Here is a 17863-nt window from a genome sequence, read left to right on the forward strand (position 1 = left end):
TTCATGTCTGGGACGAGCCCGTGTTTCTCGACAGCACGGCGAGCACGCAGAGCGCGGCAAGCGGCGGCAGCAGCGCCCAGAACGATGCGAACAGATAGCCCGCCGCACCCGCACCCGCGCCGATTGCGAAACCCGCGACAGGTGGCAACGTGCGCAACAGCCGCGTGCGCGCGGCGTGTCGCGTTTTTGCATCGCCGGATGAAAACAGCAGATCGAACGCGTCGATCACGGCCTGCGTGACGTTGCCCGTCATCACCGTGTTCGCGACGACAGAGCGCGCCGTCAAACGCCCATGCGCGTTCTGCACGCCCATCGCGGCCGCGCCGAGCAAACCACACGCGATGGTGATCGGCGCGTCGGCATTGGTGATCGGCACGGCCAGCACGCCCGCGATCATGAAGCCCGCGAGTAGCACGGCCTGCGTCACGTACAGCGCGCACGCACGCGTGCCGTGTCCGCGCGCGAGCAGATGGTTGTCAAGCACGCGCGCCAGCACGATCCCCGCGACGAACGCAGGAAACGCGAGCCACTTGATCAGCAAGCCCTTCCCTGCGCCCGCGAGACCCGAGCCGATCAGAATGAAATTGCCCGTCACGTGCGCCGTAAAAAGCCCGAACAGCGCGACGAAACCGAGTGTGTCGACATAACCCGCGATCGTCGCGAGCCATGCGTCCTCGCCTGTCACGTGATCGGGTTGCGCGGCGACATGCGCATCCGCGCCCGCGTTCACTTGTCCTTGTTGCATGACGAAGCCGGTGTGCTAGCAGTGACGGACGGTGGTGCGCTTTGCGTCTGCGCATCGGGCGTGCGGATCTGCGCCTGCACGAACGGAATCGCATGCTCGCCGATCACGATGCCGAGCAGGCCCGCGAGCGCGATCAGCGGCGGCGCGGGCGACTGCACGCGCACGAGGTAATACAGCAGGCCGATCACGAGGCCCACGCCCAACGAAATCAGATACGACATGGCTTACTCCCTCACGCGCTGCGTCGAAACGCCGAGCGCGCTTTTATGCGGTTTTTAAGGCTTCGCTGTTCGATCTTCACGTTGCGCCGACCTATGCGAGCCGAGCGCAACGCGATACCGCCCCGCACCGCCGATCGCAATCGTGCCGAACATGATCAGCAGCATCCACGCGAATTGCCCCTGATCCAGCGACCATTCGCGATGCACCAGACCGAGCGCGATCGCGCTGACGAGCATGATCGGCAGCGCGGCAAGCCGCGTCGCGATGCCCGCGATCATCAGCAGCGGACAGACGACCTCAGCGAAGATCGCGAACGCGAGCGTCAGCGTCTTGCCGAAATGCAGCGGGTCTTCGATCGCGCCGAGCTGGCTCGTGTAATGGAGCGCCTTCGGCAGTCCATGCACGAGCAGCACGAGCACGCTCGCGGTGACGCGCAGAAACAGCAGCGCGGCGTCAGGGGCGGAGAAACGGTTCATTGCGCGCAGATGCCTCAGAACGCGAAGCAACTGCAACCGAGCGCGCCCCAGAACGAGTTCGCGTCGCTCGCAGGCACGTTGCTGCGCCACGCCCATCCATGCGCATGTTTGTGCACGCCGCACAGGTTCACGCAAGCGTCGTTGCACGACTGCGCGAGCGGCGCGGCAGCGGGACGATAGCGCGCATAGCCGCCGAATTCCGCAACGGGCGACCACGTCGGGCTGACGGGCAACGCGGGCGGCGCAAAGGTTTCGAACTCGTCGGCGGCATAGACGACGCGGCCGTTCACCACCGTCAGCATCGACGTGAGATGCTTGATCGCGTCTTCATCGACGGTGAAGAAATCGTCGGAAAGTACGGCGAAATCGGCGAGTTGACCCGGCACCAGCGCACCCTTGCGCGTCTCGTCGTTCGAGAACCATGCGCTGCCAACCGTATAGCGACGCAGCGCTTCCATGCGGTCGAGTCTGTCTTGCGCGGCATACATCTGCGTGCCGCCGACCGTGCGTCCCGACACGAGCCAGTACAGCGACACGAACGGATTGAAGCTCGCGACGCGCGTCGCGTCCGTGCCCGCACCAACGGGCAATCCCGCTGCGAGCATGTTGCGGATGGGCGGCGTGCGCGCGGCAGCTTCCGCGCCATAGCGCGAGATGAAGTACTCGCCCTGATATGCCATGCGATGCTGGATCGCAATGCCGCCGCCGAGCGCTGCAATACGCTCGATATTGCGTTGCGAGATCGTTTCGCAGTGGTCGAAGAACCAGCGCAGTCCGTTGAACGGCGTGTCGATGTTCACGCGCTCGAACACGTTGAGAAAGCGTTCGATCGATTCGTCGTAAGTCGCATGCAGACGGAACGGCCAGCGGTTTTGCACGAGCAGCCGCACGACGGCTTCGAGTTCGCTTTCCATCGCGTCCGGCAGATCGGGACGCGGTTCAAGAAAATCTTCGAAGTCCGCGGCAGAAAACACGAGCATTTCGCCCGCGCCATTCACTTTCAGGAAGTCGTCGCCGTCGCCGGGCTTCGTGACCTTGACCCACTTCGCAAAGTCTTCGATTTCCTTCTTCGCGTTCTGCGTGAACAGGTTGTATGCGATACGCACCGTCAGTTCGTTGCGTTTCGCGAGTTCCATGATGACGGCGTAGTCGTCGGGATACGCCTGATAGCCGCCGCCCGCATCGATCGCGCTCGTCACGCCGAGGCGATTGAGTTCGCGCATGAACTGACGCGATGAATTCATCTGGTCTTCAACCGGCAGCTTCGGGCCTTTCGCAAGCGTCGCGTACAAAAGGCCCGCATTCGGACGCGCGATCAGCATGCCCGTCGGATTGCCGCGCTTGTCGCGCTGGATTTCGCCGCCCGGCGGATTCGGCGTGTCGCGGTCGTAGCCGACGGCACGCAGCGCCGCTGCATTCAGCAACGCGCTGTCGTAGAGATGGAGAATGAAGACGGGCGTGTCGGGCGCGATTGCGTTGATCTCTTCGAGCGTCGGGCCGCGCTTCTCCGCAAACTGGAACTCGTTCCATCCGCCGACCACGCGCACCCATTGCGGCGCCGGCGTGCGCGCGACCTGCGCGCGCAGCATCTCGAGTGCGTCGTGCAGCGACGGCACACCGTCCCAGCGCAGTTCGAGATTGAAGTTGAGGCCGCCGCGAATCACGTGCAGATGCGAGTCGTTGAGACCGGGAATGACCGTGCGGCCCTTCAGGTCGATACGGCGCGTGGCATCGTTCGCCCATTGCATCATGTCGTGATCGTTGCCGCTCGCGACGATCTCGCCTTTGGACACGGCCAGCGCCGTCACGAACGAACGCTTGTCGTCCTGCGTCGCTATCTTGCCGTTGTAGATCACCAGGTCCGCAATGCGGGCGGGCTGAATGGGTGCGGTCATCGTCGCTCTCCGTCAAACGTGGTCAGGCTGGGGTCGAACTGAGGTCAAACATTCCCCGCGCACGGCGTCATGAACGCCGCGCGTGAGGTCGAACTAAAAAGCGTGTGATGCGATGAAGCCGATCAGCCCGCCTCGCTCGCGTGCTCGCCGAGAATCTGCTTCGCGTAGCGCACGCCGATGCCGTATGCGCTGTGCGCCTTGAAGATTTCCATGCAGCCTTCGTACGTTTCGCTGCGCGCCCAGTCGCGTTGCAGTTCGCACATGAACTGCAGCGAGTTCATCGGCACCGCGCCTGCCTGCACGATGCGTTGCACCGCGCGCTCATGCGCTTCTTCCGTGATGTCGCCGCAAGCGTCCGTCGGCACGTAGATTTCGAAGCCTTCCTTCAGCATCTGGATGGTCGGGAACGTCACGCACACTTCCGTCCACAGGCCCGCGATCACGATCTTCTTGCGGCCCGTGGCCTTGATCGCTTCACGGAAGCCCTTGTCTTCCCACGAGTTCATCGACGTGCGGTCGATCGGCTTGATCTCCGGGAACACCGACTGCACTTCGGGCAGCAGATGGCCGCTGAACGAATCGGCGGCGATCGTCGTCAGAATGGTCGGCACCTTGAAGAGCTTCGCGCTCTTCGCGAGGATCTGGACGTTGTGCAGAACGTTCGTACGCTCGTGCGAGTGCGTGCCGAAGAACATCTGCGGCTGATGGTCGATAAGCGCGAGCGCGCACGTGTCGGGCGTCAACAGTTCATAGGCCATGAGTAGCTCCATTTCGCAAGAATGCGAGAGACCCGCACGGTTGCTTTAAGGCAACCGCGCTGGCGTCCGGTTAGTAGTCGGATACAGTCGACGTCGCATCGGCGATGCAGATGCGAACGGCTTCGTCGCGCAGCTCAGGCGCGAGTTTCACAATGCCGCGTGGGCATTACGACCTGGGAGAAGATTAGTGACGGGCGGACTTAAAGTCCTGATGGCAGTCTTAATCGTTATTAAGCACGGGACTGAACAGAGACGACGCGCAGGGCAGTACGTGTGTTCGACGCGTTGCGCGCCTCGGTGCGTTCGGCGCCGTTGCGCTGTTCGCATTCGAGCGATGCCGCGAACCAGCGTTGCGCTTCGTCGTGACAGCCGAGCACGCGCAACACGTCGCCTTTGATCCGGCACAACTCGGCGTAATACCAGCGCTCGCCGTTGTCCTCGGCGTGATGCAGCGCCTGTTCGATCGTATCGAGCGCATCGCTGACGCGCGACTCGTTCGTCATCGCGACGGCAAGCTGACCCAGCAGCGGCGACAGCTGCGCGAGAAAGCCCGTTGCGCGCAGCGCGGCAATCGACGCCGCGAGTTGCTCGACAGCCGCACCGCCCGTTTCCGTCAGCGTCATGAGCCACGCTTCATAGCATGCGCAACACGCGCTCCAGATCGTGAAGCCGAAACGCGTGGACAGTTCGTGCAGCACGTCGATGCCATGACGCGCCGCCGCGCGATCGTTGTTCAGCAGCGCAATCGGAACGAGCGCTTCGACGAGCACATAACAGGTGACGATTTCGTGGTCGTACTCCACGGCGGAATCGAAGCAGCGCGCGGCGAGATCGTACGCTTCGTTGCGTTGCCCTTGAACCCACAGCACGCGAGCCAGCGTTGCACGCGCGACGATGCCGTGATCGACACGAAAGCCCGTCGTGTGCCAGCGGCTCAGCGGCTTCGCTTCGTAGGCGGCGATCATCCGTTCGAGCAGTTCGCGCGCGCGGCACTGGTCGCCCGTATAGTGCAGCGCGATGCCTTCGACGCGGTCGGCGAGCACGGCAAGCGTGGCATGGCTGCCGCCGCGCGCGAGATCGCTGAAACGGCGCGCGAGCATCAGCGCATCGCGCGCGCGTCCGGCGTATTGATGCCAGTTCCACACGCCCCAGCGGGCGCGCGATGCAAAGTCGGCGTGACCGATCCGCACCGCGTCGTTCAGCACGAGCGTCCACGCTTCGCGCGTTTCCGTCAGCGGTCCTTCTGCATAGACGAGTGCCGACGCAAGCGCCGATACGAGCCCAAGACGCGTCTCCACACCGATGCTCGCGTCGTCCGACATGAGACGCAGCGCGGCGCGCGCGCGGCTGCAACACTCGTCGACGAGCGAAAGATCGTACAGATACGGCACAGTGACAGCGGCAAGCGCAATGCCCGTCGCGTGATCGCCGCGTTCGCCGAGCGACCAGTCGAGTGCCGTGCGCACATTGCCGAGTTCGCGCGTGAACTCGCCGAGCCATTCGACGACGGGCCGCTCGGTCCAACGCTTGCGCGCCGTTTCGAGCAGTTCGAGAAACAGCGTCGCGTGCGCGCCGGCTGCCGACGTGCGTTCGCCGTTGTCGTCGAGTTGCTGCAGCGCGTACGCACGCGTCGTTTCCAGCAGGCGATATCGATAGGACGAGCCCTCGAAATCCGTCGACAGCAGCGAACGCGACACGAGGCCGCTGACGGCGTCGAGCGATTCCATGCGCGCGAGCCCTGCATGTGTGGCCATCGCGCATGCGGCATCGAGCGTGAAGCCGTTGACGAACGTACCGAGCCAGCGCAACAGCTTCTGCTCGTCCTGGCTCAGCAGCCGGTAGCTCCAGTCGAGCGTCGCCTTGAGCGTCTGATGACGCGGCAACGCCGTACGCCGTCCGCCCGTCAGAATGCGGAAGCGGTCGTCGAGATGCTCGGCCAGCAGTCCGATGCCGAGCACGGCGGCACGCGACGCCGCCAGTTCGAGCGCGAGCGGAATGCCGTCGAGCCGGCGGCACACTTCGCCCGTCAGACGAATGCTGGTTTCGTCGAGCGAAAACTGCGCGCCGTCGGCCTGCGCGCGCGCCAGAAAGAAGCGCACGGCGGCTGTGCGAAGCACATCGGCGCCGGGATCGTTCGCGGTCGGCACGGAAAGCGGCGGCAGTTGATAGACGATCTCGTCGCGCACGCGCAGCGCCTCGCGGCTCGTCGCGAGTACGCGCATGCGGCTGCCCGCACCCGTCAGCGCTTCCGCGATCGCGGCGACGATTTCGAGTACCTGTTCGCAGTTGTCGAGCACCACGAGCGCCTCGCGCTCGCGCCATTCCGCGGCGATCTGTGCGAGCGCCGTGCGGCTCGCCGACAGGCGGCTGCCCATCGCGAAAGCGAGCGCGTCGAGCGCGGACTGCGCGTCATACACGGCGGCGAGCGACACGAACACCACGCCATCGGCAAAGTCCTGCTGGACGGCATGCGCGACTTCGACAGCAAGCCTCGTCTTGCCGATGCCGCCTGTGCCCACGAGCGTCACGGTCTGATGCGCGCGCAACGCGCCCTTCGCGCCATCGAGCGCATCCTGACGGCCGATCAGTTCCGGCATACGTGCGGGCAGCGGCTGACGCGCGGGCCGCGCGGCGTCACATCCGGCGAACGACGTCGCGCTCTCAACGGGCGTTTCGCTTGCGGCATCGGCAGACAGGACAGCGTCCGCTTGCATCATCAGCCGATAGCCGCGTCCGGGCACCGTGGCGATGCGCTCGCGCTCGTCGCCGAACGCACGGCGCAGCGCGGAGATATGAACCTGCAGATTGTTCTTTTCGACGACCGTGGTCGGCCACACGCTGCGCATGATCTCGTCTTTCGATACGAGGTCGCCATCGGCGGCGATCAGCAACGCGAGAATGTCGAATGCGCGGCTGCCGATCGGCATCTTCCGCCCATCGAGACGCACTTCGCGATGATCGAGTGAGACCTCGAGTTGACCGATCCTGATCGTCGTCATCTGTTGAGGTGAGGTTGAAGGCTAAAGCGTTCGCGATGCCAGGCATCGCGGAGCGCGATCAGTGTACAACGAACAAAAGCCGCCCTGCACACGGCTCGGGCGGCTTGACATGCTGCGCGTCGCGGGCGCGCCGAAGCGCGCGCCGCACGACATCGGGCGATTACGCCTTCAGGAACGCCAGCAGATCGGCATTGACCTGCTCGACATGCGTGCTGCACATGCCGTGCGGTGCGCCCGCATAGACCTTCAGCGTCGCGTTCTTTACCAGCTTCGACGCGCGCTTCGCCGATGCGTCGATGGGCACGATCTGGTCGTCGTCGCCGTGCAGGAACAGCGTCGGCACGTCGATCTTCTTCAGGTCTTCCGTATAGTCGACTTCGGAGAACTGCTTGATGCACTCGTACTGGCCTTTGATCGAGCCTTCCATGCCCTGACGCCAGAAGTCCTGAACCAGCCCTTGCGAAACCTTGGCGTTCGGGCGGTTGAAGCCATAGAACGGCGTCGCGAGATCCAGATAGAACTGCGAGCGGTTGGCAGCCACACCTGTCCGGATCCCATCGAATACGGACATCGCGAGACCGCCGGGGTTCGCTTCCGTCTTCAGCATCAGCGGCGGCACCGCGCCGATCAGCACGGCCTTCGCGACGCGCTTCGAGCCATGACGGCCGATGTAATGCGCGACTTCGCCGCCGCCCGTCGAATGGCCGACCAGCATCGCGTTCTTCACGTCGAGCGCGTCGAGCACGGCGGCCAGATCGTCCGCGTAGGTGTCCATGTCGTTGCCGCCCGACGACTGGCCCGAACGGCCATGTCCACGGCGGTCATGCGCGATCACGCGATAGCCCTGGTTCACGAGGAACAGCATCTGCGGATCCCACGCATCGGCGCACAGCGGCCAGCCATGCGAAAAGACGACGGGCGTGCCCGTGCCCCAGTCCTTGAAGAAAATCTCGGTGCCGTCCTTCGCTTTCACGAAACTGCCACCTTGATGATGTACGCGCCCCGCGTGATTGCCAGCGGCTGCACCGCCCGCCGTGCCCGCTGCGTTAGCCGACAGGCTCGACATGGCCGCCACGGCCCCCGCCATCGTCGCCCCCGCTGACAGCAGCCTGCGTCGCGATTCCGAAGGTGCCGCCGTGTAGTTCGTGCTCATTGTGTTGTTCTCCGTCGTTGCATCGCATCGCGCACGCATGCGCGGCGATGGTCTGTTGTCAATGACTGGACGCAGCCGGTATGCCGGCTGTATCACGAGTGACGGAGCTTAGCGGCGTGCAAGCGCAAAGTCCTTGCGCGCGGCTTAAACGTCCTTAAATGCACGCCGCGGGCTTGCAGGGCATGGACGCATCATGAAGACGCGCGGTGACATTCAGGAATTTTCAGGCGGATCGAAGCAACGGCGCAGCGCGCTTCACATGTCGCTGGCCATGACGGGCTGGCCGCTGTCCGCATCGAGATCGTGTGAACGGTGCATCGCGCATGTCGTGTGCAACAATTGTGCGAGCCGACGCACATCGGGTGCGTTCGACTGCATGTCGATGCGCTTGCTCACGTCCACAAGCAGCGACGCAGCACGCGAACTCTCGCCGCGTTCGAGCAGATGGTCCGCGAAGTTTAGCACCGCGCGCACTTCGAGCATCGGCGCGTGCTGCTCTCTCGACGTCTGTATTGCGTCGAGCAGATGACGCCGCCCTTTCGTCTCGAACTCGTCGGCCATCGACGCGCGTCCGCCCGACTGCAACACGCGCGCCTGTTCGAGCGCGGCCACGCCCAGCACACGTTGAAGCTCGGCGATGAAAAAATGCTCGCCATGTGCCTGACAGAACTCCAGCGCCTCGTCGAGTCGCGTCCGCGCTTCGGCGATACGCCCCGCTCGCACCAGCGTCTCCGCGCATATCACGATCATCGGCGTCAGCACGCGCCGGAAACCGAACGACATCAAACGTTGCAGCGCCGCTTCGAGCTTCGCGAGACCCGCGTGCGGATGTCCCTGCAGAATATCGAGGTGACCCGCGTGACACTCGGCATACGCCTGCCAGATCTCGAAGCGGTTCAGCGCGACCTGCGATTGCAGCACGGCGAGATAGCGCGACGCCGCTTCGAGTTCGCCGCATTGCAGCGCGATAGGCACCGCGGCCACCGCGAGCACGTGACTGAGCGACGGCTCCAGCATGTCGGGCCGGATCGAATTGACGACGTTCTCGACGAGCTGCATCGCCTGCTCGGGATGGCCTTGCATCCACACGATGCGCGCGAGCGTGCCGTTGCCGAAGTTGTACGGATCGACGGGAAGACTCATCCGGCCGGGCGCCGTCGACCCGAGTTCCGTCATCGCGGCGATGGCCCGCTCCAGCCGCGCGCGCGCCTGCTCGTGTTCGCCGAAGCAATGCAGCGAAACGGCGATCATCTCGGCGGCGAGAATCTGTTGCCACGGCGTGCCGCAGCGCTCCGCGAATGCCTGGAAACGCGTCGCGAAGCGGAACGACGCATGAATGTCCGAGCACGCGAGCGTCGAATTCCACGCGCCCCACAACGCGCGCGCTTCGAAGGCTTCGTCGCGCGATTCGCGTGCGAGCAGCAGCACGCGTTTCCACAGCGGACCCGCTTCCTGCATTGCGCCGCCCGAATGCAGCAGCGTCGACGCATACGCGGAACACAGGCGCATTTCGCAAAGCGTGTCGACGGAACCGCGCGGCAGCGCGTCGAGCGCGGCCAGCGCGCGGCCCGAGCGCTCATGACACTCGTGCAGCAGCGAGCCCTGCATCAACGTGCCCACGAGCGAGCCCGCCAGCGCAACGCCGAGCGCCGGATTGCCGCCCGGCGAGAACGCCCATTCAAACGCGGCACGCGCGTCGTCGAGTGCGAGGCGCGGTTCGGCGGCAGGCAGTCCGTGCGCGAGATCGCCGACGGGCTGCTTGCCGTGCTCGATCCGTTCCTGCAGATACGCCATGTGCCGCGACGCGATGCGCTGCAGCTCGCCTTCGTCGCGCAGCTTTTCCATCGCGTAGGCGCGCGTGGATTCCGTCAGCCGGTATTGCGCGATCGCGCCGCAGAACTCGACGGTCAGCAGCGACTTGGTGGCCAGTTCGCTCAGGCTAGATATGACGGCGGCAACGGGCATGTCGGGTTCGGTGGCGACCGTGCAGACGGCGTCGAACGTGAACGCGCCCGCGAAGAAGCCGAGCCGCCTGAACAGCATCCGCGAGGTCGCATCGAGCAGCGCGTAGCTCCAGTCGAAGGTCGCGCGCAAGGTCTGATGACGCGGCAATGCCGAGCGCAGACCGCCCGTCAGCAGGTTCAGGCGGTCGTCGAGACGCGACGCCACGCCTTCGACGCCCAGCGTCGCCACGCGCGCCGCCGCGAGTTCGATGGCGAGCGGCAGGCCTTCGAGCCGCCGGCAGATTTCACCGACGAGACGAATGGTGTTTTCTTCGGCGCCGCATTCCGGCGCGACCGACTTCGCGCGGTTCAGGAACAGTTCGACAGCCGAATGCGCGAGGATCGCGCGGGCCGACGAGTCGCTCGCGGGCACCGCAAGCGGCTCGATGCGCAACACGGACTCGGCCCAGATATGCAGCGGCTCGCGGCTCGTCACCAGCACGCGCAGCGTGTGGGCGCGCGCGGTGAGCGCCTCGACGAGCGTCGCGATCACGTCGATCACGTGCTCGGCGTTGTCGAGCACGAGCAGGCACGGCGCGGCCGCAAGCGTATCGGCGAGCCGTTCCTGGGTCAGATAGTCGTCACACGCGTCGATCCGCAATGCGCTCGCGAGCGTCTTGAGCACGGCCTCTCGCGTCGACGCCTTCGCGAGTTCGACGAAGCACACCGGCTCGCCCAGGCGCTCGCGCATGTCCCGCGCGACATGCACCGCGAGACACGTCTTGCCGATGCCGCCCGCGCCCACCAGCGTGACGACGGACGCCTGCCCCAGCCGGTCGACGATCTGCGCGACTTCGACATGACGGCCGACCAGCGTCGCCGAACAGGCAGGCAAACCGCCGCCCGTGGGCGTGCCGGTTTGACGCTCCGGTGCGCGCGCGTGACGGTTCTCCGACACGAGCAGATAGCCGCGCCCCGGCACGGTCTTGATGAGTTCGCGGTCCGCGCCGAACAGCTTGCGCAGCGCCGCGATGTGCACCTGCAGCCGGTTCTCTTCGACGATCGAGCCCGGCCACACAGCGTCCATGATGGCGTCCTTCGACACGATGCCGCCGTCCGCGCGATACAGCACTTCGAGAATGTCGAATGCACGGGCCCCGATCCGAACTGACCGGCCCTGCTGACGAATCTCTCGCTGTTCGAAGTTGACGAGCAATGTGCCGATCTGAATCATGGCGCCTCCAGCAAACGCAGTTCGCGAGTTCGATTGACCGATGGTGTGCACCTGGTTGAAGGTGGAGAATCGGGCGCGCGTCTCTGCCGCCGCGAGGGTGTTCAGTGGCTTGCCCGGTTTGCGCCTGCACGACCCAACCATTGGGATGACGGGACAAGGCGAATGGGCTGGCTAAACAAAGTGGAACTGATTGTAAACAGGCCGTCACTACATGTCTTGAATAATAGTGACCTGATTAGACTTTGTGAGCGTTTTTCAAGGTTATGAGGCCGGCTTCACATCTTGCGCATTGAGCCGGCACCGACGTCCGCAAACCTGCAAAATCCGCCAGAATACCGACCATTCAAAGCGCGCAAATCATCCCGGCATATGGACATATTAGCCGGCAAACGCGCGCTGATTAATTTGCCATGTTTGCTTCCGTGTAAACTGATCGGATTATGTTTCGCCGGCAATGCATGAATCGAGGAAATTGTCCATGTTGACCTGCGCACACCCCGCGGCAGCCGCGCCGCCCAAGCCAAAGGACACCCTTGGATGCGTGTCGAGCAAATTGCGCAAGGACATCGAACTGGATATCGGCGACATCCGCTTCTACCGCAAATGCATGGACGACGCCCATCTGGATCGCGTCGCGATGCCCGCCTGCGACCGCGGTTTTCTGGTCGGCATTTCGCTGAACAGCGGGCATCGGCGGAATATTTTTAACGGCGAGCGCACTGTCGCTAAACGGTTCGAATCGGATTCGATTTATATCCGCGATTTCTCAGAAGATTATCGTGCCGATCTATATGGGAATTTCGACTTCGTGCTGGTCGAATTATCGCGCGCATTCTTCTCGCGGCTCGGCGACGAAACGGACGGACGCGGTATCGGCGGACTCACCTGCGCGCTCGAACAGAAAGACCCCGTGCTCGGCCACCTCGCGCGTGCGCTCGACGGCCATTTCGCGCATTACGGCGCGATCGGTTCGCTATTCGTCGAGCAGATGAGCGTCATCATGGGCACGCACCTCGCGCAGCGCTACGGCAACCTGCGCACGCCGTCGCCGCGCGCGAAAGGCGCGCTGTCACACGCGCACGAGGCGCGCGCGAAGGAATTGCTGATCGAACGGTCGCGGCACGGCGCATCCATCGCCGACGTCGCCAGCGAATGCAATCTGTCGCGCGGCTATTTCATCCGCGCCTTCACGCGCGCCACAGGGCGCACGCCGCATCAGTGGCTGCTCGAACAGCGCGTGACGGAAGCGCGGCAGCTGATCGGCGCGACCGACATGACGCTCACCGAAGTCGCCAGCTTCTGCGGTTTCGCCGACCAGAGCCATCTGAGCCGCGTGTTCCTGAAGTCGGTTGGCATGTCGCCGGGCGCGTGGCGGCGCGCGGCGGGACGTTAGACAGGCACATTACGAACGTACGTTCCTGCCCGGCTGCAACGTGACGGTGCACGTCATCCCCGCCGCGAGGTGAACGCCGGGCGGCACGTTGTCGAGATGCACGCGCACGGGCACGCGCTGCGCGAGCCGCACCCACGTGAAGATCGGATTCACGTTCGCCAGCAGATCGCCCGTACTGGTCGGATTGTCGCGATCGGCGATGCCGCTCGACAGACTGTCTACGTGTCCCTGAATGTCCACGCCGCCCGACATCAGCCGCACCACGGCATGATCGCCGACATGCACGCGCGGAATCTTCGTTTCCTCGAAATAGCCGTAGACCCAGAACGAGTCCGAGTCGATCAGCGCCATCCTCGCGCTGCCCGCCGTCGCGTAGTCGCCGGGATACAGGTTCAGGTTCGTGATGTAGCCGTCGGCGGGCGCCTTCACGACGCTGCGCGTCAGGTTCAGCTGCGCCGTCTGCTGCTCGACGAGTGCCGCCTGATATTGCGCTTCGGCGGCGGCATAGGCCGCGACATCGGCGCGATAGGCCGCGTCCGTCTGGTTCGCCGCCGACGTCGCATCGTCACGGCTTTCGTCGGAAATCACGTCGCCCGCGAGATTCGCGCGACGCGCCGCCTGCGCGCGCTTCATCTGATCGAGCGACGCGCCCTCCGCCGTCTGCGCCTTCGCCCGCGCCATCTCCGCCTGGGCACGAGCGACGTCGGCATCGGCTTGCGCCAGTGCGTAGTGGAAACGGTACGGGTCGAGCACGAACAGCACGTCGCCGCGATGCACGAACTGGTTGTCCTTCACGCGCACTTCGCTGACGAGCCCCGACACGTCCGTCGCCACGTCGATCACATCGGCGCGCACGCGGCCGTCGCGCGTCCACGGCGAATACGTGTAGTCGACCCACAGAAGGCGCACCAGCACGAAGGCGACCAGCAGGATCGTCAGCGTGAAGAGCGCGCGCAGGAAAGATTGCGGTTTCATCGTCATGGTTGTGTGCAGGCGGATTCAGTCTTGAGGAGAGCGTTCACGTCCTGCCTCACCCGCGCACCAGCAGCGAAACGCCGCTGAACATCGCCGCGAACAGCGCGACGCGGAACAGCCCCGGATGCCACGCGTAGCGATACACGCCGAGCCGCGCAAACAGCAGATCGAGCACCACGAACACCATCACGCAGCCGATCAGCACAGGCAGCAGATAAGGGACGAGAAACGAACCGATTTCAATTTCGGCGGGCATGATCAGGCTCCATTGCAGCGCGGTCGGCTGCCGTCGCGGCGAAACCGCCGCCCAGTTCTTTCATCAGCAGCGCCCACGCGTCGAGCCGTTTGGCCTGTACGCCGGCGAGCCGCTCTTCCTGTTCGAGTTGCGCGTCCTGCGCGACGAGCACGTTCAGAAACTCCGTGATGCCGTTGCGATAACCCGAATCGGCAAGCCGATACGCATCGCGCGCTGCATCGAGCGTGCTGTCGATCGACGCCTGTTGCGCATCGAGCGAGCGCAGCGACGTGACCTGCGCCGCGACGCCGCGCATCGCGTCGACGATGGCCGCGTTGTACGCATCGACGGCGGCGTCGCGATCCGAGACGGCCACGCCGTATTCGCCTCGCAGGCGCCCGCCATCAAAGATCGGCAGCGAAATGGCCGCACCGAGGCTATGGCCCGCGCCGTTGCTGTTCAGCAGATTGAAGAAGCCGCCGAAAGTCGCCGCCGATCCCAGCGATGCCGTCGCGAGCAGATCGATATTCGGATAGAACGCGGCATGCGCGGCCGCCATGCCCTTTTCCGCCGCGAGCACGCGCCAGCGTTGCGCGACGATATCGGGCCGATGACCGATCAGATCGACGGGCAGCGACGCGGGCAACGCGATCGGCACGTTCAGCGCGAGCGCGGGACGCTTCAGCGTGTCGCCGTAACCGGCACCCTTGCCTGCGAGCGCCGCGATATCGATGCGGCTCAGCGCGAGTTGCTGCTGCGCTTCCTGCACCTTGGTCACGCTCATCGCCGCCTGCGTCGTCGCTTGCGATACTTCGAGCCGGCTGCCGATGCCCGCTGCCAGGCGGCGCTGCGCGATATCGAGCGTGCGCTGTTCTTCGGCCTGCACGGATTGGTACGCGTCGAGCAATGCATACTGCAGCGCGAGTTGAACATAGGCGCGCACCACAGCCGTCTGCAGTTCGACGACGGCGAAACGGTCGTCGGCCACGGACGCCTGCACGGCATCGAGCGCGCCTTCGCGGATCGCGCGCTCCTTACCCCACAGGTCGAGGTCGTATGACAGATCGCCCGTGATGCTGTTGTTCCAGACCGTCGTGCCGCCCGGCGGCGCGGGCGTGTTGTAGCGCGCGAAACGCTGGCGCTCGAAGTTGCCGCCCACGCTCGCCTGCGGCAGTTCGGACGCGCCGGCGATCTGCGCCTGGAATCGCGCGTTATCGATGCGCGCCTGCGCTTCCTTCAGGCCGGGATTACCTGCCGTCGCGTCGTCGACAAGCGTGTCGAGTTGCGGATCGTTCCACTCGCGCCACCATCGGTCGGAAGGCCATGCGGCGTCCTGACGTGTGGTGTGGATCGCGTTTCCCGCATCGAGCGATGCCGGGTTCAGCGCCGTCTCATGCGGACGAATGCCGCCGCTGCTGATGCACGAGCAGAGCAGCATGCTCAGCGTGGCCGTCGCCATCGCGCGATATGCCGTCTTCACAATAGACGCGCGCTGCTTCATGCCGGCACTCCCTTTGCCGCGTTCGCGGCCTGCCACAGCGGCAACGTATCGTCGCCCAGCATCAGCGCGCTGAAACGCATCAGCCTGCGCATGCGCTTCATGAGCAAAGAATCGGCCGTTGAAACAGAGGGCTCGACACGCGCAAGCGCCTGTTCGGCACGCAAGGTCGCGTTCGTCGCGCGTGCTCGCGATTCCGTTGTGGCAGCGGCAAACACATCGGCGAGCGCATCGAGCCATTCGTCCTGCACCGCTCGCCAGCCGTCCGGCAACCACGCGGCCACGCGCTCCGTGTCCTTGCGGATCACGATCATCGCGCGGCCGACTTCGAGTGCCGCGAATGCCGACGCGACCAGCCGCGTCTGATCCACACGCTCGCCCGCCGGCGCGGACGCAATCAGCATGATGAAGCCGCGCATGCCCGACTCGAAGCGCTGCAAGAGATCGTCGAGACCGCGATCGCGCGCAGACTTCGTGACCAGCGAGCGCATCTGCTTGAGGTACTGCTTCGAGATCCAGTCGCCCGCGAGCGGCACGATCGTCGAAAACGCGACGGCGGCGGCAGCGATGCCGAGCGACAGGCCGAAGGCAGTGTCGAGAAACTGCGCGGGATGATAGGTCACAGGGTTCGCGACGTTGACCGAATAGCAGAAGAACACGCCGAAGCCGAGACCGAGCGTCGCTGTTTTCGGAAACGTATTCAGGTATGTGCTGAACATGATGGGAAATGCGAGGCACGCGGCAAGCAGCCCAAAGCTGTCGAACAGCGGGAACACGAAGAAGCTGATCACGAAGCCCACGATCGTCCCGGCGACGCAGCCGCAGAACATCTGCCAGCTGGCTACGACGGGATCGGGCGCGAGCGTGAACAACGCGCTGACGATCGCGACCGACACCAGCGCGCTCGATCCGCCGACCCAGCCCGACGCGATCCAGATTGCACCGACGGCGAGCACGGCGGCCGCCGCGCGCATGCCGTTGATGATCGCTGCCGCGCGATTGGACGTGGCGCGCGTGCTGTCGATATGCGTGAGCGAGCGCAGCACCGATTGCTGCCACGACCGGCGATCGGCGCGGCGCGCTTCGACGAAACTGCGGCACAGCTCGCGCAGATTGCCGACGAAGCCATGCAGCGCCGCGCCCGTCGTTTCGATCGAGATGCGCTGCGGCTCGTCGTGCGTGGTTTGCAACAGCGCGTCGATGCGGCCCGCGAGCCCGCGTTCGAACTCGGCGAGCGGAAGCTGTAACACATCGATTTGCTGTTCTACGGGCGTGTCAGGAGCCAAACCCTTCGGCACGATCGACAGCAATGCGTCGACCAGTTCGTTCGCAACCTGCCGCGCATGCGGTGTCCCCGCGATCACTTCATGCAACATGTGCGCCGAGACCAGCGCATCGATGAAATACGTATCGACCTTGATGAACGCATGATTCTGCAAACGGATCGACGGGTCTTCGAACACGGCGCCCCCGCGCAGGCTTTGCACGTTCGCGCGTTCGCGCAGCAGATCGAGCATCGTGCCGAAGCCGTCCTTCGGCAGCGCAGTGCCGAGCAGCGCGTGAATCGCGGCGAACAGATGACCGATGTTGCCGTTGCTCGCTGCGACCAGATCGAGCGCCACGCGGCGCGGAAAGATCAGCGCGCTGACGAGGCTCGCGCATGCCACGCCGATCACCACTTCGCTCACGGTATAGACGAGGTTGTCGAACACGCCATACGGATTCGACAACGCGGGCAGCGACGTGATGGCCGTCGCATAGCCCGTCAGCAGAAAGCCATACGACTGGAAGTTGCGGAAGTACGATGACGCGAACACGCACACCCCGATCCACGATGCGAGCACGAGCAGGAACATCCACTGCGCCTGCGAGAACAGCGACACCAGTGCGAGGCCCGCGAGACTGCCGCCCAGCATGCCGAGTCCGCGATAGAATCCGCGCGCGATCACCATGCCGCTTTGCTGGAACATCATCACGACGATGCACGACACCATCGCTGTCGCAGGGCCACGCAATTCGAGCAGCATGCACAGACCCATCGCGAGCGTCGACGCGATCGCGACCTTCGCGGTGTGCCTGAAGCGCGGATAGTCTTCGCGCCAGTACTGCCTGAGTTCGTCACGCCATTGCGGACGTACCGCAATGCCTGCATCGCCATTCATAAGGTGCCTGTGTTTGTGCCGGATGATCGGTACGGAATGCGCGTCGCCGTGTACGACGCGCGACGCACGACGCGTACGTTGAAGGCTTCCAGTGTGCGCGAAGCGGCGCTGCGTCGATTGCCGAATCGCACGCTCATGCTTGCAGGCGGCAAACAATGAGATTCATGTATTGCGC

General features: G+C 64.6%; 13 protein-coding genes. 1 reads left to right on the forward strand and 12 read right to left on the reverse strand.

The features are described from left to right. Position 1: 1 nt before the first annotated feature. The 8 genes from QEN71_RS37380 to QEN71_RS37415 all read right to left on the reverse strand — a co-directional run bounded on the left by QEN71_RS37380 (position 2) and on the right by QEN71_RS37415 (position 11425). Complete coding sequence (locus QEN71_RS37380; protein WP_201649962.1) at positions 2-745, reverse strand: YoaK family protein; 744 nt, start codon at positions 743-745, stop codon at positions 2-4. Then, positions 727-966 carry a DUF1427 family protein gene (locus QEN71_RS37385; RefSeq protein ID WP_201649961.1) on the reverse strand — a complete coding sequence of 80 codons (240 nt, stop codon included), beginning with the start codon at positions 964-966 and terminating at the stop codon, positions 727-729. Before QEN71_RS37385 ends, QEN71_RS37380 begins: the two co-directional genes overlap by 19 nt. A 54-nt stretch (positions 967-1020) precedes the next feature. After that, entirely contained in the window at positions 1021-1443 is a 423-nt protein-coding gene (locus tag QEN71_RS37390; protein WP_201649960.1) for a DoxX family protein, read from the reverse strand. Positions 1444-1457: 14 nt separating this feature from the next. Further along, complete coding sequence (locus QEN71_RS37395) at positions 1458-3338, reverse strand: amidohydrolase (RefSeq protein ID WP_201649959.1); 1881 nt, start codon at positions 3336-3338, stop codon at positions 1458-1460. Between the two features lie 122 nt (positions 3339-3460). Beyond that, a complete protein-coding gene (locus tag QEN71_RS37400) occupies positions 3461-4096 on the reverse strand; it encodes a hydrolase (protein ID WP_201649958.1) in 636 nt (211 codons plus the stop codon). A gap of 230 nt (positions 4097-4326) precedes the next feature. Next, on the reverse strand, positions 4327-7095 hold the full coding sequence (locus QEN71_RS37405) for a winged helix-turn-helix domain-containing protein (RefSeq protein WP_201649957.1): 2769 nt from the start codon (positions 7093-7095) through the stop codon (positions 4327-4329). A 160-nt stretch (positions 7096-7255) separates the two neighbouring features. Beyond that, the gene (locus QEN71_RS37410; protein WP_201649956.1) at positions 7256-8248 is read right to left on the reverse strand and encodes an alpha/beta fold hydrolase; all 993 of its coding nucleotides are present in this window, start codon (positions 8246-8248) and stop codon (positions 7256-7258) included. A gap of 255 nt (positions 8249-8503) precedes the next feature. Continuing rightward, positions 8504-11425, reverse strand: a complete 2922-nt coding sequence (locus tag QEN71_RS37415) for an ATP-binding protein (RefSeq protein WP_201649955.1) — start codon at positions 11423-11425, stop codon at positions 8504-8506. Positions 11426-11903: 478 nt separating this feature from the next. On the opposite strand from QEN71_RS37415, the gene QEN71_RS37420 reads away from it, so the two are divergent. Then, positions 11904-12818 carry an AraC family transcriptional regulator gene (locus QEN71_RS37420; RefSeq protein WP_201649954.1) on the forward strand — a complete coding sequence of 305 codons (915 nt, stop codon included), beginning with the start codon at positions 11904-11906 and terminating at the stop codon, positions 12816-12818. 9 nt (positions 12819-12827) lie between these two features. Here the strand turns inward: QEN71_RS37420 and QEN71_RS37425 are convergent, their stop codons facing one another. From QEN71_RS37425 to QEN71_RS37440, 4 genes are read right to left on the reverse strand one after another with little or no spacing between them, the layout of a single operon-like run. Continuing rightward, positions 12828-13793: an HlyD family efflux transporter periplasmic adaptor subunit gene (locus tag QEN71_RS37425; protein WP_201649953.1), complete on the reverse strand. Its 966-nt coding sequence runs from the start codon at positions 13791-13793 to the stop codon at positions 12828-12830. A 55-nt stretch (positions 13794-13848) separates the two neighbouring features. Beyond that, positions 13849-14049 (reverse strand): DUF1656 domain-containing protein, encoded by a 201-nt coding sequence (locus QEN71_RS37430; RefSeq protein ID WP_201649952.1) that lies wholly within the window; start codon positions 14047-14049, stop codon positions 13849-13851. Then, complete coding sequence (locus tag QEN71_RS37435; RefSeq protein ID WP_201649951.1) at positions 14033-15529, reverse strand: efflux transporter outer membrane subunit; 1497 nt, start codon at positions 15527-15529, stop codon at positions 14033-14035. The genes QEN71_RS37430 and QEN71_RS37435 overlap by 17 nt, the downstream gene beginning before the upstream one ends. Beyond that, entirely contained in the window at positions 15526-17688 is a 2163-nt protein-coding gene (locus QEN71_RS37440; protein WP_201649950.1) for an FUSC family protein, read from the reverse strand. Before QEN71_RS37440 ends, QEN71_RS37435 begins: the two co-directional genes overlap by 4 nt. Positions 17689-17863: the final 175 nt, after the last annotated feature.

This window comes from Paraburkholderia sabiae (assembly GCF_030412785.1).
GTDB lineage: Bacteria > Pseudomonadota > Gammaproteobacteria > Burkholderiales > Burkholderiaceae > Paraburkholderia > Paraburkholderia sabiae.

Bases quoted from the DNA above. Each gene is read 5' to 3' on its own strand.
- QEN71_RS37395 (WP_201649959.1), bottom strand. From the start codon at position 3,338: ATGACCGCACCCATTCAGCCCGCCCGCATTGCGGACCTGGTGATCTAC.
- QEN71_RS37405 (WP_201649957.1), bottom strand. From the start codon at position 7,095: ATGACGACGATCAGGATCGGTCAACTCGAGGTCTCACTCGATCATCGC.
- QEN71_RS37390 (WP_201649960.1), bottom strand. From the start codon at position 1,443: ATGAACCGTTTCTCCGCCCCTGACGCCGCGCTGCTGTTTCTGCGCGTC.
- QEN71_RS37425 (WP_201649953.1), bottom strand. From the start codon at position 13,793: ATGAAACCGCAATCTTTCCTGCGCGCGCTCTTCACGCTGACGATCCTG.
- QEN71_RS37435 (WP_201649951.1), bottom strand. From the start codon at position 15,529: ATGAAGCAGCGCGCGTCTATTGTGAAGACGGCATATCGCGCGATGGCG.
- QEN71_RS37440 (WP_201649950.1), bottom strand. From the start codon at position 17,688: ATGAATGGCGATGCAGGCATTGCGGTACGTCCGCAATGGCGTGACGAA.
- QEN71_RS37400 (WP_201649958.1), bottom strand. From the start codon at position 4,096: ATGGCCTATGAACTGTTGACGCCCGACACGTGCGCGCTCGCGCTTATC.
- QEN71_RS37420 (WP_201649954.1), top strand. From the start codon at position 11,904: ATGTTGACCTGCGCACACCCCGCGGCAGCCGCGCCGCCCAAGCCAAAG.
- QEN71_RS37430 (WP_201649952.1), bottom strand. From the start codon at position 14,049: ATGCCCGCCGAAATTGAAATCGGTTCGTTTCTCGTCCCTTATCTGCTG.
- QEN71_RS37380 (WP_201649962.1), bottom strand. From the start codon at position 745: ATGCAACAAGGACAAGTGAACGCGGGCGCGGATGCGCATGTCGCCGCG.
- QEN71_RS37410 (WP_201649956.1), bottom strand. From the start codon at position 8,248: ATGAGCACGAACTACACGGCGGCACCTTCGGAATCGCGACGCAGGCTG.
- QEN71_RS37415 (WP_201649955.1), bottom strand. From the start codon at position 11,425: ATGATTCAGATCGGCACATTGCTCGTCAACTTCGAACAGCGAGAGATT.
- QEN71_RS37385 (WP_201649961.1), bottom strand. From the start codon at position 966: ATGTCGTATCTGATTTCGTTGGGCGTGGGCCTCGTGATCGGCCTGCTG.